Annotated in this window: 14 protein-coding genes; 12 read left to right on the top strand and 2 right to left on the bottom strand. The window is 49.0% G+C overall.

Annotation, left to right across the window (positions count from 1 at the left end; genetic code table 11):
* Positions 1 to 2 precede the first annotated feature (2 nt).
* From ACOBQJ_RS01140 to ACOBQJ_RS01090, 11 genes are all read left to right on the top strand, one after another.
* Positions 3 to 1,364, top strand: a complete 1,362-nt coding sequence (locus ACOBQJ_RS01140) for a histone deacetylase (RefSeq protein ID WP_421069869.1) — start codon at positions 3 to 5, stop codon at positions 1,362 to 1,364.
* Between the two features lie 14 nt (positions 1,365 to 1,378).
* The gene (gene mutL / locus ACOBQJ_RS01135; protein ID WP_421069868.1) at positions 1,379 to 3,163 is read left to right on the top strand and encodes a DNA mismatch repair endonuclease MutL; all 1,785 of its coding nucleotides are present in this window, start codon (positions 1,379 to 1,381) and stop codon (positions 3,161 to 3,163) included.
* 11 nt (positions 3,164 to 3,174) lie between these two features.
* A complete protein-coding gene (locus ACOBQJ_RS01130; protein WP_421069867.1) occupies positions 3,175 to 4,005 on the top strand; it encodes a class I SAM-dependent methyltransferase in 831 nt (276 codons plus the stop codon).
* The gene (gene miaA, locus ACOBQJ_RS01125) at positions 4,002 to 4,955 is read left to right on the top strand and encodes a tRNA (adenosine(37)-N6)-dimethylallyltransferase MiaA (protein ID WP_421069866.1); all 954 of its coding nucleotides are present in this window, start codon (positions 4,002 to 4,004) and stop codon (positions 4,953 to 4,955) included. The genes ACOBQJ_RS01130 and miaA overlap by 4 nt, the downstream gene beginning before the upstream one ends.
* A 52-nt stretch (positions 4,956 to 5,007) precedes the next feature.
* Positions 5,008 to 5,250, top strand: a complete 243-nt coding sequence (gene hfq / locus ACOBQJ_RS01120) for an RNA chaperone Hfq (protein ID WP_421069865.1) — start codon at positions 5,008 to 5,010, stop codon at positions 5,248 to 5,250.
* Positions 5,251 to 5,362: 112 nt separating this feature from the next.
* On the top strand, positions 5,363 to 6,325 hold the full coding sequence (locus ACOBQJ_RS01115; RefSeq protein ID WP_421069864.1) for an AAA family ATPase: 963 nt from the start codon (positions 5,363 to 5,365) through the stop codon (positions 6,323 to 6,325).
* Positions 6,326 to 6,369: 44 nt separating this feature from the next.
* Positions 6,370 to 7,605 (top strand): aminotransferase class I/II-fold pyridoxal phosphate-dependent enzyme, encoded by a 1,236-nt coding sequence (locus tag ACOBQJ_RS01110; protein ID WP_421069863.1) that lies wholly within the window; start codon positions 6,370 to 6,372, stop codon positions 7,603 to 7,605.
* Positions 7,606 to 7,690: 85 nt separating this feature from the next.
* Positions 7,691 to 8,602, top strand: coding sequence for a selenium metabolism-associated LysR family transcriptional regulator (locus ACOBQJ_RS01105; RefSeq protein ID WP_421069862.1), 912 nt, complete (start codon positions 7,691 to 7,693; stop codon positions 8,600 to 8,602).
* A 43-nt stretch (positions 8,603 to 8,645) separates the two neighbouring features.
* On the top strand, positions 8,646 to 10,262 hold the full coding sequence (locus tag ACOBQJ_RS01100; protein WP_421069861.1) for an ATP-binding protein: 1,617 nt from the start codon (positions 8,646 to 8,648) through the stop codon (positions 10,260 to 10,262).
* A 6-nt stretch (positions 10,263 to 10,268) separates the two neighbouring features.
* A complete protein-coding gene (locus ACOBQJ_RS01095) occupies positions 10,269 to 10,946 on the top strand; it encodes a response regulator (protein ID WP_421069860.1) in 678 nt (225 codons plus the stop codon).
* An 11-nt stretch (positions 10,947 to 10,957) separates the two neighbouring features.
* The gene (locus tag ACOBQJ_RS01090) at positions 10,958 to 11,989 is read left to right on the top strand and encodes a DctP family TRAP transporter solute-binding subunit (protein ID WP_421069859.1); all 1,032 of its coding nucleotides are present in this window, start codon (positions 10,958 to 10,960) and stop codon (positions 11,987 to 11,989) included.
* 270 nt (positions 11,990 to 12,259) lie between these two features.
* Here the strand turns inward: ACOBQJ_RS01090 and ACOBQJ_RS01085 are convergent, their stop codons facing one another.
* Both ACOBQJ_RS01085 and lexA read right to left on the bottom strand, forming a co-directional pair.
* Complete coding sequence (locus ACOBQJ_RS01085) at positions 12,260 to 13,609, bottom strand: MFS transporter (RefSeq protein ID WP_421069858.1); 1,350 nt, start codon at positions 13,607 to 13,609, stop codon at positions 12,260 to 12,262.
* Positions 13,610 to 13,998: 389 nt separating this feature from the next.
* Positions 13,999 to 14,610, bottom strand: a complete 612-nt coding sequence (gene lexA, locus ACOBQJ_RS01080) for a transcriptional repressor LexA (protein WP_421069857.1) — start codon at positions 14,608 to 14,610, stop codon at positions 13,999 to 14,001.
* 179 nt (positions 14,611 to 14,789) lie between these two features.
* Between lexA and ACOBQJ_RS01075 the strand changes: the two genes are divergently transcribed.
* Positions 14,790 to 16,493 (top strand): sigma 54-interacting transcriptional regulator, encoded by a 1,704-nt coding sequence (locus ACOBQJ_RS01075; protein WP_421069856.1) that lies wholly within the window; start codon positions 14,790 to 14,792, stop codon positions 16,491 to 16,493.
* Positions 16,494 to 16,609 lie beyond the last annotated feature (116 nt).

Genomic DNA, 16,609 nt, shown 5'->3' with positions numbered 1-16,609 from the left:
TAATGAATAAGTGCAAAAAGACCGGGCTGATTTTCTTTCCTGCTTTTGACTGGGCCATATCGCCCACCCACCCTGAAAGGGAAGAGCGCCTTCTCTATACCAGGGACCAGATATTTGAAGAGGGAATTATGGACCTGCCACAAATAGAGGAATACAAACCCTCACTGGCCGGTATTCATGACGTTGCCAGGCTGCATTTCTGCGTGCCCACGGTGGAAAAACAAACCACGGAAGCCCACCTGATCGCGGCGGGCGCGGCGATCCTGCTGTCAGATAAAATAGTAAGCGGGGAAATAAAAAACGGATTTGCCCTGGTCAGGCCTCCCGGGCACCATGCCATGCGTGTTGTCCACGGCAACCGGGGCTTCTGCAATATAAACAACGAAGCGATTATGGTCGATCACCTGCGCTCCCGCCACGGTCTGAAAAAAATTGCCATTATCGACACGGATGTGCACCACGGTGACGGAACCCAGGATATCTTCTGGCACGACCCTGACGTACTTTTTATCTCTTTTCACCAGGACGGGCGCACCCTCTATCCGGGTACCGGATACACCTATGAGCTTGGCGGCCCGAGGGCTTACGCCCGCACCATCAACATTCCGCTGCAGCCAGGCACCACTGACGAAAGCCTGCTTTACGTGGTAGATAATTTAATCCTTCCTATTTTAAAAGATTTTAAACCGGACTTTATTGTCAACTCGGCCGGGCAGGACAACCATTACACGGACCCCCTCGGCAGCATGCGGATAACCGCGAACGGGTACGCCGCGCTAACGGAAAAGCTGCGCCCGGACCTGGCCGTGCTGGAAGGCGGCTATGCCATTGAAACGGCGCTTCCCTATGTAAATATGGGCATCATACTGGCACTCGCCGGTCTTGATTACAGCGGCGTGAAAGAGCCGGACTACTGGCCGGGGCGATTCACGGAAAGACCTGACATGAAAGAAAATGTTGAGCGGCTGGCAGACGAGCTGCTGCAGCGCTGGGAAGCCCGTGACAGGGTATCGCCCGACGCCAAAAGGATCTCCGGCAATTACTACACCAGGGACAAACATATTTTTTACGATACCGACTACATTGAGGAAAATCAAACTGAACAACTGAGGCTCTGTGATGACTGCCCCGGGTACCTGTTAATTGATTCGGAAGCAAACCACGGTTATACCAGAAGCGTGCGGGTGCTGTGCGTTTCTGTGCCGCACGCAGCCTGCGGCAGGTGCCGCGAAGAAGCGGCGGAACTGTATGAGCGGTCCAAGAAAGACACAATGTACAAATATATTTACCTGCAGAATAAACATGAAGATATCTTTTACAGCTACAGCACAGACAGTCATAACGAATGGCGCTCTGAAGGATAGTGGGTGCAAATGCTTTGACAAAAATTATAATTCTGGATGAATTCACTAAAAACCAGATTGCCGCCGGTGAGGTGGTTGAGCGCCCGCTTTCAGTGGTAAAAGAGCTGGCCGAAAATTCATTAGATGCCGGAGCCCGCAGGATAACAGTCGAACTTAATGAGGGAGGGCTCGCGTCCATAACGGTTACAGATGACGGGTGCGGCATGGGCGAAGAGGACCTGGCGCTGGCTTTTGAGAGGCATGCCACCAGCAAGATCACATGCGCGTCTGATCTGAGCAGGATCCTCACCCTCGGTTTCAGGGGTGAGGCGATACCGAGCATTGCGGCGGTTTCACGTATGGACTTTACTTCCAGACCCGCCGATGCCCTCAACGGGGCCAGGGTTGAGGCTGTGGAAGGGGTAATTGTCAACAGGGCCAGCGCCGGCTGTCCGCCGGGGTCGACAGTCGTGGTAAGAGACCTGTTCTTCAATACGCCCGTGAGAAAAAAATCCATGAAGAGCCCTTCTGTTGAGGGTTCTCTGTGCGGCGAGGTAATATCTCACATGGCTCTGGCCAGGCCAGACGTTAGCTTTGAATTAAGGAACAAAAGCAGGCGTTCTTTTTACTCGCCCGGCACCGGGGACCTGATCGACACGATTATAGCTGTTTACGGTGTCAGCCAGGCCCGGGAAATGATACCTGTTGACAGCACGGCAAGCGGCATAACGTTGAAAGGCTTCATAGGAAAACCTTCTCTCAGCCGCAGCAGCAAAAGCCATATAAATATAATTATCAACGGCCGCTATGTGCACTGCCCGGCGGCGGCGGGAGCCGTGGAAGAAGCCTACCGCACTTTGCTGCCCCATGGCAGAAAGCCTGTAGTTGTATTAAGCCTGGCAGTCCCGCCTGAACTGATAGACGTGAATGTCCACCCCTCCAAGCTGGAAGTACGGCTGTTGGAGGAGAAAGATATCGTAAGGCAGGTCTCCCGTACCCTGAGGGAAGTGCTGCTGGCGAAAACGGTAATACCCGCAAAGCTGTTTAACCCGGAAAAAAGGTCTGCCGGGGCGGATTTGTACCAGGATTTGTTTGCCGCGCCGCGTGGAACGCTTAAAAAAGAAGAGATTGATTCCGGCGCCGCCGCAATACAAGGCATTACTGAAGTATACGATAATCCGGTTACAATAAACTATGACCTTAAAAAAGCCGGAGAAAAGGCGGCTGACTATTTAAGCGGCGAAAAGGCCCTGCCCGAAATAATGGCTGTCGGCCAGATAGGGCTGACATATATCCTGGCGGAAGGTAAAGATGGCCTTTATATACTGGACCAGCATGCCGCTCACGAAAGGGTCCTGTACGAGGATTACCTGGCGGGAGAAGGCGAAAGGCCGAGCCAGGGCCTGCTGCTGCCGGTCACCCTGGAACTGGATTACCGGGAAGCGGCGGTCCTGACTGAGCGTATATTTTGGTTCAACCGCGCCGGCTTCGTTTTGGAATACTTTGGCGGCAATACTTTTCTGATCAGGGGCGCGCCCCCTGGATTCGCGCCGGGACAGGAGAAAGAATTTTTTAATGATATGCTGGAATACCTGCGTGAGAGAGGCGCCGGCGCATCGTATGATGAGTTTTTCAGCCGCCTGGCCTCGTCCCTGGCCTGCAAAAGCGCGGTGAAGGCCGGAGAAAAACTGGCCCAGTCCTCCATGGACGCCCTCATCGACCGCCTGGCAGGCGCGGAAAATCCCTATACCTGCCCGCACGGCAGGCCGACCATCATCCATTTGTCTTTTACGGACCTGGAAAAAAAATTTAAGCGCTAGGTGAAGAAAATTTGGCAGGACCCTCACAGAAAAAAGCTGAATCAGGCTTAAGGTTCGCGGTCACAACATCGCTGCGCCCTGCGCCAGGGCTGGTTGAAAGCGCGAAACAGCTGGCAGCGCATTTTAATGTGCCTTTTGCGGAGAGACGCGATCTATCGGTAAAAAATCTGGCCGGCTTATACAATGCGGACGGCCTGCTGGTTGTCTCAGCTAAAAGGATTTCTTTCATAATGGGGGAGAACGAATTCTTTTTCCACCCTGGCCTGGCTGGGCTGCGTATAAAAGAGATAAATAATGGGAAAACTGACCAAATGATCAGCGCGATGTCTCTCAAGGAAGGGTATTCCATATTGGACTGCACTATGGGTCTGGGGACAGACGCGATTGTCGCGAGCTATGTCACAGGCGACGCCGGCAGGGTAACCGCCCTGGAAAGCTCTCCGGTAATATGTGAGCTGGTGAAGCGCGGTTTACATTCATACGCGGACGAGGACAGCCAAATAACTGATGCTATGCGGCGCGTTAAAGTAATTAATGCAAAATACAAGGATTACCTGGCTTCATTAAAACCGGGCAGCTGCGATATAATTTATTTTGACCCGATGTTTCGCTCTCCCAGGCGCCGCTCACCCGGGATAAACGCGGCCAGGATGCTTGCCGACCATGATCCGGTTGACCGTGAGACTGTAGATCTGGCACTAAACGCGGCCGCCAGGCGGGTTGTTTTGAAAGAAAGAAGGGACAGCGCCGAATTTGAGCGATTGGGCTTCAAAAAAATTGTCGGCGGGAAATATTCGCCCGTAGCCTATGGCGTCTTGGAGAGGCTAGGGGTGCCGCAGTGAAAGAGTTTTCTGACATCCAGACGCCGCTGGTGGTAATCTGCGGGCCGACCGCGACCGGTAAAAGCGATACCGCTGTATACGTAGCGGAAAAATTAAACGGTGAGATAATATCCGCTGACTCCATGCTGGTATACCGCGGCATGGATATTGGCACAGCAAAGCCGTTCCCTACGGAAATGCGCGGCATACCTCACCATCTCATCGACATTGTTGACCCGGACCAGGAATACAGCGCCGCTTTGTTTCAGGAACAGGCCAGGGCGATCATCTTGGATATTATGAAAAGAAAAAAACTGCCCATACTGGTGGGCGGCACCGGCCTGTATATCGGGGCGGTAATCGACGACTATGATTTCAGCGGCGCCCGTGGCAGCGAACAGTACAGAAAAACTCTATTAAAAGAAGCGGAGGAACACGGCACATCGAAACTGCACGAACGACTGCGTGAGATTGACCCAAAGGCGGCTGCGAAGCTGCATCCCAATGACGCCAGGAGGATTATCCGCGCCCTGGAAGTTTACAAATTGACGGGCGCGCTTATTTCCAGCTTTCACAAGATAGACCGTACCCGCAGTGCAAATTATAACCTGCTTATGTTTGGCTTGATCCTGGAAAGAGAAAAATTATATAAAAAAATAGAACAGCGGGTTGACCGCATGATCGAGGCGGGCCTGGTGGATGAAGTACAGAGACTTTTAAACAGGGGTTTTTCTCCGGCGCTGAGTTCAATGCGCGGGCTGGGATATAAGGAAATCATTGAATATTTGAATGGGGACATGTCACTGGACCAGTCTGTCGATATTTTAAAAAGAAACACCAGGAGGTTCGCCAAGCGGCAGATGACCTGGTTCAGGCGTGACAACAGGATAAAATGGCTGAATCCGGACCAGGTTGATGCGCCCGGGGCGATTATTAATGAAATTACCAGATTTATTGAAGGAGTATCTTAAGGTTTGTAGAAAAGAATAAAGATAATAAATACCTATGGAGGGAGCCCTTGCTATGACGAAACCACAAATTAATTTACAGGACGCATTTTTGAACCAGGTCAGGAAAGAAAATATACCTGTCACCATATTCCTTGTCAACGGATTTCAGCTGAAAGGGATGGTCAAGGGTTTTGATAACTTTACTGTGATCCTGGAAAGTGACGGGAAGCAGTTGATGGTTTATAAACACGCTATTTCCACAATCAGTCCGCTGAAGCCTGTCAGCACTACATTTTCTGAAACAAAGGGCTCTTAAGCAAAAGATAGGCGGCCCCTCATAAGAGGGGCTTACTTTTTTAGTCGTAAAAGCTCGTGTCAGGCGTATAATGGTAATGACTGATGCCTGATGCGAGGTGGCTTAAAAACCTGTGAAAATAAAAATCTGGAACGTTCAGGGTACCAATAAAAACACAGGACATAAGGCTGACTGCAGGTCATGGAAGATAAGCCCGGCCCAACTGAATAATTTAAGGACCGGCCGCGGCGGCGCCGAACAGGTAAATAACAGCAAGAATACCGGTGAGATACTCCTGGAGCTCAATTCCCTGGTCGGCCTGCACGGTGTAAAAAAACTGATCGAAGAAATTTATTCATATATAGAAATACAGAAAATGAGGCAGAAAGAGAAGCTGGTCTCTGAGCCGCTGGGTTTGCACATGATATTCAAGGGCAACCCGGGTACAGGGAAAACCACAGTGGCCCGGATCCTGGGCAAGCTGTTCAAAGAAGTGGGCGTTCTACCCAAAGGTCACCTGATTGAGGTTGAAAGAGCCGACCTGGTGGGGGAGTTTATCGGGCACACGGCCCAGAAGACCAGGGACCAGATAAAAAGGGCCCTGGGCGGAATTTTGTTTATTGACGAGGCGTATTCCCTGGCCAGGGGGGGAGATAAAGATTTTGGTAAAGAGGCAATTGACGCGCTGGTAAAAGGGATGGAGGACCACCGGGACAGCCTGATCCTGATCCTGGCCGGCTACCAGGACGAGATGGACTGGTTTGTAGAAACGAATCCCGGCCTGCGCTCACGTTTTCCTATTCACATTACGTTCCCGGACTTCAGCAACAGGGAACTGCTGGCGATTGCTGATTTAATGCTTCAGCAGAGGCAGTATTACCTTTCCAACGGAGCCAGGGAAGAATTTCGTTATGTTATAGAAAAAGAGCACAAGCGGCATGAGCACAGCGGAAACGCCAGGCTTGTGCGTAACCTGATCGAGAGGGCGATCAGGCGCCAGGCGGTAAGGCTGCTTCAGCGAGAAAGCGACCTCAGCCGAAAGGACCTGATGGCCATAAACAGGGAAGACCTGGAAGGCGCTTCTGACCAAATTTAAGTATTCTGGATTGTTTTCCATCTTTGTGAGGAGAAAAATAATATATGTGTATCAACCTGGAGACACTTGCTAAAGAAGTAGATCGCAAAGTTGAGCCCATATACCGTTTAATTGACGAGAGAGCCCTGGCGAACCATGCCAAAGTCCTGGCGGCATTCCGCAAGGCAAGGGTGAGCGACTATCACCTGAAAGGTTCCACGGGATATGGTTATGGGGACAGCGGCCGGGAAACGCTGGAAAAAATATACGCGGATGTGTTTCGCGCGGAAAAAGCCCTGGTGCGCGGGCAGATTGTATCCGGCACCCACGCCATTGCCTTGTGTTTGTACGGTGTCCTGCGCGCAGGCGACGAACTGCTTTCTGTCCAGGGGGAGCCGTATGACACACTCGGTGAAATGATCGGCCTCAGGGGTGAATCCCAAGGTTCGCTCAGGGACCTCGGCGTTGTTTACAAACAGGTTGACCTGACCGGTGAAGGTGACCTGGATTTTTCAGCCGTGGGACAGGCCATCAGCCCTAGGACAAAGATGGTCATGCTGCAGCGCTCCGCGGGATACCGCTGGGGTGCGGCTCTCGGGATAAATAAAATAAGGGAAGCAATAGAATTCATTAAAGAAAGAAAACCGGACGCCATTGTATTTGTTGACAACTGTTACGGCGAGTTTGTAGAACTGGAGGAACCCGTGGAAGCCGGCGCCGACCTGGTGGCTGGGTCTCTGATTAAGAATCCGGGCGGCGGTCTTGCTCCGACAGGCGGTTACGTCGCAGGAAAAGAGAAATACGTGGATATGGCCGCCAACCGTTGGAGCGCTCCGGGTATCGGGGCTGAAGTTGGACCTTCCGGTGACTTCCAGAGACTGCTTTACCAGGGCTTGTTCCTGGCTCCCCACGTTGTCTCGGAAGCCCTTAAAGGCGCTGTATTTGCTTCCATGTTTTTTGAAAGCCTGGGCTTTAAGGTATTGCCACGGCACGGTGATCACAGGAGTGACATTGTCCAGGCAATTATGCTGGGCACGCCGGAGCGGATGCTGGCCTTCTGCCGCGGCCTGCAGAAAGGGTCGCCTGTTGATTCTCACGTAATGCCCGAGGCAAACGAAATGCCCGGCTATGGGGATCCGGTTGTTATGGCGGCGGGAACCTTCGTCCAGGGAGCCTCACTTGAATTAAGCGCGGACGGTCCCCTGCGGCCGCCGTACGCCGTATACCTGCAGGGAGGGCTGTCCAAGGAATATATAAAGCTGGCCCTGCTCTCAGCGGCACGTGAATTATTGCGCGGTTAAATTTTTAGAAAAATTAAAAATTAGAAGGTATTAGGAGATATATGGCGAAAGTTTTTTAAAAAGCCTTAAAGGCGGTGGTTATCACATGAATTTTAAGCAGCTGGAGGCATTTATCTGGGTAGCTGAACTGCAGAGTTTTACAAAAGCATCCCGCCAGCTATTCATGAGTCAGCCGGCCGTCAGCTTCCAAATTAAGGCACTGGAAGAAGATTTACAGGTAACTTTGTTTCAGCGGGGCGATAAGAAGGTAATCCTGACGGAGGCGGGACGGCTTTTATATCCAGAAGCCAAGCAACTGATCAGGCATTATAACAGAATTAAGGCGGGACTTGACGACCTCAAGGGGCTGAAAACCGGACACCTTGTTGTCGGGGCCAGCACGATACCGGGTGAATACCTGCTGCCGATTTTAATCGGCGGTTTTAAGGAAAAATACCCCGGCATAAAAATCACTCTCAAGGTGGCCGGAAGCGGCCAGGTCGGGCGCTGGGTACGGGAAAGGGAAATAGATTTCGGCATAACCGGGGCTCCCATCGACTGGGAAGGCACCGAGTGTGTTTCATGGCTCAAGGACCAGCTTGTTTTAATTGTTCCTCCTTCCCACCCGTGGGCTGAAATTAAGGAAGTCAGCCTGGAAGACCTAAAAAAAGAAACAATTATACTGCGGGAACGGGGCTCCGGCACCCGCCGGACATTGGAGCAGAAACTTGCCGAGCAGAATATCTCACTTGAAAAACTGCCTCACGGCATGGAGCTGGGTAGTACAAGGTCGGTAATAACCGCTGTCGAGGCAAAGCTGGGGATCAGCATCGTATCGAGGTACGCGGTTTCCGAAGCTTTAAGCCTGGGACTGGTCAAGGAAGTAAAGCTGGGCGGTATCGACCTGAGCCGCTACCTGTACCAGATCAAGCACAGTCAAGGCATGGGAGGTTACGCGCTGGAGGCCTTTATGGCATATATCAACGATAAAGAGAGTACCCAGGAGTTTCTGAAATAATATAGCTTTACTATTTTTCCCTAACATAAAAAGAGTGTTCAATATGCCTGCTATAAATAAAAAATATTTTAATTTAAGCACAAAGATAGCCGTCCTTTCTTTTGGAACGGTTATCCTTTCTATTTTTATAGGTGTTTTTGTGGTGGTCGAAAGGCTTTCCGATTCAATGGAAAATGAAATCGGCATGAGAGCAATGGCTATTGCCAGGACGCTCGCCCAGTTCGAAGAAATACAAAAAAACGTGGGAACGCCGGGCGGCGGCACTGTTATACAGCCGATCGCGGAGCGCACCCGGTTGGCCACCGGCGTTGAATATGTTGTGATCCTGGACATGGAAGGCACGCGTTATTCACACCCGGTGGAAGAGAGAATAGGCAATAAATTCACTGACGCCGACCTCGGTCCCGCCCTGGCAAACAATGAATATATATCAAAGGCCCAGGGAGTTCTGGGGCCGTCTGTAAGGGCTTTTGTGCCGGTGAAAGTGGATGAGGGCACCAGGCAGGTCGGTGTGGTTTTAGTCGGAGTGCTGACACCTACTAAAATAGATCTGTTAAAATCCATACAGATTTCGGTTTACTATGCCATCGGTATAGGAATGGCCATCGGACTGGCCGGTTCATTTTACCTGTCCAGGAGAATTAAAAGCGCCATGTTCAACATGGAGCCGGAGGAAATGGCCAGGCTTTTAGAAGAACGGGTTGCTGTTTTCCAGTCGATAAGCGAAGGAATTATAGCGATTGACTCAAGCAGCAGGATTACTATTGTAAATAACGAGGCTATCCGCATTATCGGCAGGAGTGAAGACGAAATCATAGGCAAGTACATTGCTGACGTCATTCCCGGCACCCTCATGCCGGAGGTTATAAATACGGGGCAATCGCAGTTAAACAGCGAGATGATTATTAATAACACGATAGTCCTGGCTAAACGGGTGCCGATAAAATACCAGGGAGAAATTATCGGAGCCGTGGCAACCTTCCAGGACAAAACGGAAGTAAACAGGCTGGCCGAGGAACTGACTGGAGTAAAATCATTTGTTGAAGCCCTGCGGGTGCAAAACCATGAATACATGAATAAACTCCATACGATAGCCGGCCTGATCCAGCTTGAAAAAAGCCAGCAGGCTTTAGATTACATATTTGATATCACAGAGGAGCAGCAAGAGCTAACCAGGATAATATCAAAGAATATATTCGACCACAGTATAGCAGGGCTGATCCTTGGAAAGTACGCCAGGGCCAAAGAACTGAGGGTCAATCTCGAAATTGACAGGTCGTCAAAGCTTTTTGAACTGCCGCCCTGTCTGGAGACAGGAGACATGGTGGCTGTAATCGGCAACCTGATCGAAAACGCGTTGGACGCGGTACGCCAGTCTGAACAGGAAAGACGCAAGGTATACTTTGCCATATTTGACAACCCCGGTGACTTGATTATAACAGTGCGTGACTGGGGCAGCGGTATACCTGAAGAAAAACTTGAAACTATCTTTAACCAGGGCTATACCACTAAAGGCTCCGCGGACCGCGGCATCGGGCTATACCTGGTCAGGCAGTACGTTGTACTGGCCGGCGGCAGAATAACAGTCAAAAATTTAAACGCAGGCGGAGCTGAATTTAGCATTATCATTCCTAAAAAAGATAAAACCCAGGAGGCGTAAAGTGAGATGTCCCCAATTGATGTTGTGATTGTTGAGGATGACCCGATGGTGGTCGAGGTAAACCGGGGCTTTGTAGAGGCGGTGCCCGGTTTTAGGGTGGCGGGAGTCGCCCGGACTGGCCGCGAGGCTGTGGACATGGTTAAGGAAATAAAGCCGGACCTGGTCCTGCTGGACATATATCTGCCTGACATGGACGGCGTTACCGCACTGCAGGAGATGAGGCGTCTCGACCTGCCGACGGACGTTATTGTAGTTACTGCCGCCCAGGATGCCAGGACAGTCCAAAATGTCTTTCGTTACGGGGCGATTGATTATGTAATTAAACCCTTTAAATTTTTGCGCCTGAAGGCGGCTTTAAACAGTTACGAAACCCTGCATAACCGTTTTAGACGGCAAACGCGAATGAACCAGGCGGAAGTAGACAGCCTGGCGAAAAGCCGCGGCCAGCAATTTGATGAGGAAATGCCTAAAAGGTTAAACGAGCTTACCCTGAAACAGATTTACCTGTACTTGTTAAAAGAGGGAAAAGCGTTATCCGCTGAAGAGGTTGCTGAAGGGATCGGTTTGGCAAGGGTTACCGCGAGGAGATATCTTGATTACCTGGAGAAAACGGGGAAGGTTATGCTGGGTATGCAGTATGGATCCATCGGCCGCCCTGTGAACCGCTACAAGGTGAGAGAATAAGAGGTGAAACAATGAAAAACAGGCTTGCCCTTATCCTGTGTATTTCTTTGCTGCTCTTTGCAGTCAGCGGATGCGGGAAAAGAGTTGAAGATAAAGAACAGTTCAGCCCTGATGAAAAAATTGTATTAAAATTTTCACACGTAACAGCTGAAAACACGCCAAAAGGCCTGGCCGCCGAGCGTTTTGCGGAACTGGTCAAAGAACGCACGCGGGGCAGGGTGGAAGTACAGGTTTTCCCCAATTCAACTCTTTATAAAGATGGTGAAGAGATCGAAGCGCTGAAGTCCGGCGCGGTCCAGATGATAGCGCCCGCGACTTCCAAGCTGTCAGGGGTATTCCCCCTGTGGCAGGTATTTGATCTGCCGTACGCTTTCGCTGATGAAAGCAAAGTCCATCAGGCCATGGACGGTTATATCGGCAGCCGATTGTTCGAGGGCCTCAGGCAAAATAATCTCCACGCGCTGGCTTTCTGGGACAGCGGCTTTAAGGTGATGACCAACAACCAGAAGCCGGTGGTCCATCCTGATGATTTCGCGGGTTTGTCTTTCAGGGTAATGATCAACAGCCAGGTCTTGAAAAAGCAGTTTGAAAAACTGGGCGCGAAACCGGTGGAAGGGTCTTTTGACGACCTGTACCGCGCGCTCGAATCCCGTACAATTGACGGAGAAGAAAACACTATATCCAATATTTGCTCTAAGAACTTGTTTAAGGTCCAGCCGTATATAACAGTATCAAACCACGGATACATGGGCTACGTTGTATTAACTGATGAGAAATACTGGAACGGCCTGCCGGAAGATATAAGGGGCCTTCTGGAGAGCACGCTGGCCGAGGTCACGGAATGGGAGCGCCAGCAGGCGTTGAGAATGAACAGGGAGGGCATGCAGACGATTACAGCGTCAGGGGCGGTGCAATTGCATTACCTGACAGACGATGAAAAGTCTGAATGGATTCAGGTGCTGAAGCCGCTTTACCAGGAGTTTGAATATATTATCGGCCCCGACCTGATCGAATCGGTGGAGGAATTAAAGAATAACAACTAAACAAATTGACAGGATTTACAGGATTAATTAAAAAATAATTTCACAGGATTAACAGGATTATCAAGATTTACAGGATTAAATAATTATTTATTCAATATTATAATTTATATTCATTCCTTTTTAAGTAATTTATAAAAATATCTTGTTAATCTTTTAAATCTTGCTAATCATGTAATAACGGATTAACTTTAAAAAAAGAGGCTGCCCGGTTGTAACTAAGGGCAGCCTCTTTTACCAGAAGTTTTCTGTAATAGTCAACCGTTTTTATTATTAGTCGTCCAGCTCAACGTCCTTTGTTTCTGGGCTGAAAATCAGGCTGACAAACGTCATCACCGCGCCGATGGTTAAAATCACGGCCGGTGAAAGCCACATATCTTCACCTTCTATCGACTTAATAAATGGTATGCTGTGAGCCCACCAGACATAGATGCTGAACCAGGCGCCGATCAAAGCTCCGGAAGAATAGCCGAATCCCACTCCAACGGCACGGCGCTTGGTCGGGAAACGTTCAGAAAGGTATGACGGGACAACACCCCACGCCAGCTTCAGCATCCCCGCCATAACTGTTCCAATCAGGGCAATCATTATGTTGCGGGAAAGGGCCGCGTGGTAAAGCACATAGTATACCGGGACACCAAAAGCCACCAGGAAGACACAGTAGTACATGGTCAGCTTTCTCCGGCCGACGATTTCTGACAGCCAGCCGTAGAAATTGTATCCCAGGAAAGCGCAGAACAGGGCAAAACCGTAAATTAAGCTGTATGTTGTGGGATCGAAACCCCTGCCTCCCAGGGTCAATATATTGGGCAGGAAGCCGTATACAGAGTAATCTGTCAGGAAAAGACCGGTCATGAAAAAGAATACCTGCAGGAATGTCCAGAGCTGAGGTGGTTTAAAAAGGCTGAGAAAGGGCGCTTTTTCAATAGTGCCTTTTTCCTTTGCTTGTTCAAATTTAGGTGATTCAGGGAGGAACCCTCTGATGTAGATGGCCAGAATAATGGGTATCACGCCTGTAAAAAATGCAATTCTCCAACCATACGCCAACATGGCCTCTTTGCCCAAACCGGCGTTAATGGCTGCGAAGACAAGGGAGGCGACGACGTATCCAGCGGGAAACCCGGATTGGATAAATCCGCCGATGATACCGCGCTTGCCGACCGGGGCGTGTTCAATGGCGAAAGTATGGCCCACGGCGTATTCCCCCCCAAAGAAAACGCCCATGATAAATCTGACCACAGCAAAGAATACGTAAGCCATTACACCCACCTGCTGGTAGGTGGGAAGAAAAGCAGCGACAACGGACATTAGACCAACACCGCCGATGGTGTAAATCAAGAGCATCCGCCTGCCGATCTTGTCCGCATAGTGGCCGAATATGGCTGACCCGACCGGCCGCGCGGCCATAGTAATGGAATAAGTTAAAACAATAGCTATGTACTGCCAGGCTTCACTGCCTTTTGGCGATACAAAAAGTGTGCTCAGCATCGGAGCCATAACTATTACCAGTGCCATATCATAAGCATCCATGGCGAAACCCAGGAATTGTGATATCATGGCAAGTTTAGTGGATTTCTCTAAAGGTTTTTTTGCTGATAATGCACTTGCCGGAACTGATGACATAAAATACACCCCCCATAAGCAATTAATTAGAAAAGTTTAAATATCAAGATTGTCTAGCGTTTCATCCCTCCGATACAAAAGATTTAATTGTTTAGACATAACCTTTTGATAATAGAGCTTTAATAGTGAATACCTGCAATCTGATTAATGTGCCAGCAGCTGGTTTTTAATAACAACAACATTATATTTAAAGGGATAACTATCAAAAATATTTAGTTCATTTAGTTTTAATTTTATTTATATAGTTCAATGTATTTTGAATTTGTTATACTGTATACTTGTTTATTTAATATAATATATTGTATACATTATGCTTTTGGCTTCCAAAGACAAATAAAAAACCGCTGGAACTTATCCAGCGGTCCCGGTATTACTATAAGATTTAAAGGCTAATGAATTTTTCTGACAAGTCCAATTACTTTACCAAGTATTTGCAGGTCAGTTGCATATATTGGCTCCATCAGGCTGTTTTCAGGCTGGAGCCTAACTCTGCCGCTCTCTCTGAAAAACCTTTTCACAGTTGCTTCCTCGTCAAGCAATGCGACTACAACATCCCCGTTGTTCACATCGTTCTGGCGCCTGACAACAACCATGTCTTCATCCAGTATGCCGGCCTCGATCATGCTGTCTCCCCGCACCGTAAGCATGAAGAATTCACCCATGCCGGTAAAGTGAGTGGGGAGGGGGAAAAGTTCCTCCCTGTTTTCGACCGCCAGGATAGGCATACCCGCGGCAACCCTACCCAGCAGGGGCACATTAACAAATTCGACCTTGTCGCCTTCCAGTTCATCAAGCACTTCCATCGCCCTTGGCTTTGTGGGGTCACGCCTCAGGTAGCCCTTGGTTTCAAGCTTTCTCAAATAACCATGTACAGTAGAGCTGGAACTTAAACCAACTGCCTGGCCTATCTCCCGAACCGAGGGAGGATAGCCTTTCTGCCTGATGTTCTTCTTTATAAACGCCAGGATGGCCGCCTGCTTGGGTGTAAGATCGGAGTCCATTTTGCACCTGCCTTTACAACAATAATTTGTAAAATAATTATAACATAAAAAAAGCCAAATAAAAACATTTGTTCGCTGATTTTCAAATATTTAATAATTTTTAATTATTAGAAGGATGAGGATTTAAAACGTCGAAATAAAAATACCACAGAAAGCCTTATTGCGAGGTAGGTCAACGGATGAGAATAGTTAGAGTCGCCATAGCAGGCGCCGGTGAAGACGGTTACTCGGCGTACCGCATGTTAAAAGAAATGAAAGAAGTGTCTATAACCGGCATTGCCGATAAAGACCCTGCTGCTCCCGGCATGGCCGCCGCCAGGAGAGAAGGCGTCTTTGTCACGGAGGAAATCAAAGATCTGCTTGTCGAACCTGACTTGGACGTAATTATTGAGGCTACGGCGTCACCCGGGGTGCTGGATTTTATCCGGCAGAATAAAAACAGCGGCACAGCTATAATGGAAGCCAAAGCTGCTAACCTGATAATCTCCATGCTTAGGGATAAGAAAGAGGAACTGCTTGAAATCAAGAGTGTTAAGAGCCAGCTTTCCGCTATTCTGGATTCAGTCCAGGAAGCCATAGAAGTTGCGGATATAAACGGAAATATAAAGTTTGTAAACCCCGCTTTCTCAAGGGTTACCGGTATTTCCGAAGAGGAAAGGATCAACCAGAATATTTTTGAAGCATCTCCTGACGGGGCGCTGGCAACGGTTTTGAAAACCGGAAAACTGGTTTTCGGGCAAAGGACCAAAGTAGGCGGCAGCAACGCCGAAGTTGTGTCCAACGCGGCTCCGATCATGGTCGATGGCGTGATGGACGGCGCGGTCGTAGTGTTTCAGCACTTTACAGACGTGATGAACCTGATGGAAGAGCTGAAGAAGAGCACCAGCATCATCGAAAACCTTACTGATAAACTGGGACAGGTAACAACCAGCAAATATACCTTTGACAATATTCTGGGCAGCAGTGCGGAAATAAAGAGGTGTGTTGACCTGGCGGAAAGGTCCGCCCGCAGTAACTCGACTGTCCTGATTCACGGTGAAAGCGGGACAGGCAAGGAATTGTTCGCGCATGCCATTCACTCATCATCGATGCGCAGAGAGTACCCGTTTATAAAAGTCAACTGCGCCGCCATACCCGAGACGCTGCTGGAAAGTGAGTTCTTTGGTTATGAGAAGGGAGCATTTACCGGTGCGGTTAAATCGAAGATAGGTAAATTTGAGCTGGCTCACGGCGGCACGATATTTCTTGACGAAATAGGCGATATGAATCAGAACCTGCAGGGAAAACTGCTGCGGGTGCTGCAGGAGATGGAGTTTGAACGTGTGGGCGGCACACAGACGACAAAAGTAGATGTAAGGGTCATAGCCGCCACCAACCGTAAACTGCGTGAATTAATCCGCCAGGGCAAGTTCAGGGAAGACCTTTTTTACCGGCTTAATGTTGTTGAAATAACGGTTCCACCGCTTAGAGTGCGCAAGGAAGACCTGCCAGTCCTTTTAGACAACCTGATTGTAAAACTAAACAGAAAGCTCGGTAAAAAGGTTAAATGGATAGACAGTGACGCTATGGAAGTACTGTTAAATTATGACTGGCCGGGGAATATCCGCGAGCTTGAAAATATGATCGAAAGAGTATTGGTGACTATGGACGAGGAGGTAATAACCAAGAAAATCCTGGTTATGCATGCCAGCCAGTTCAAAATAACTCACGAGCGGGATTTAGATCTGGTTCCCCTGGATGAAATGGAAGAGTTGATGATTAAGAAAGCACTGACGAAATATGGAAATACAGTGGAGGGGAAAAAACGCGCCTCGCAGGCTCTTAACATTTCTCTGGCTACACTTTACAATAAACTAAAAAGATATATCCCTGAAAATATATAAAATTTAGAATGTTTATAAATATTAGAATTACTAGTAATACCATGGCTTAAGGACAAACTATATTCTAAAACTTAGAATATAGTTTTCTTTTTTATACCATTTTCAGGTAGAGTCAT

Source organism: Pelotomaculum propionicicum (assembly GCF_048984525.1).
In the GTDB taxonomy this organism is placed as follows: Bacteria; Bacillota; Desulfotomaculia; order Desulfotomaculales; family Pelotomaculaceae; genus Syntrophopropionicum; species Syntrophopropionicum propionicicum_A.
The sequence above is the reverse complement of the archived record's forward strand: the minus strand, read 5'-3'. Positions and strand labels throughout refer to the sequence as shown.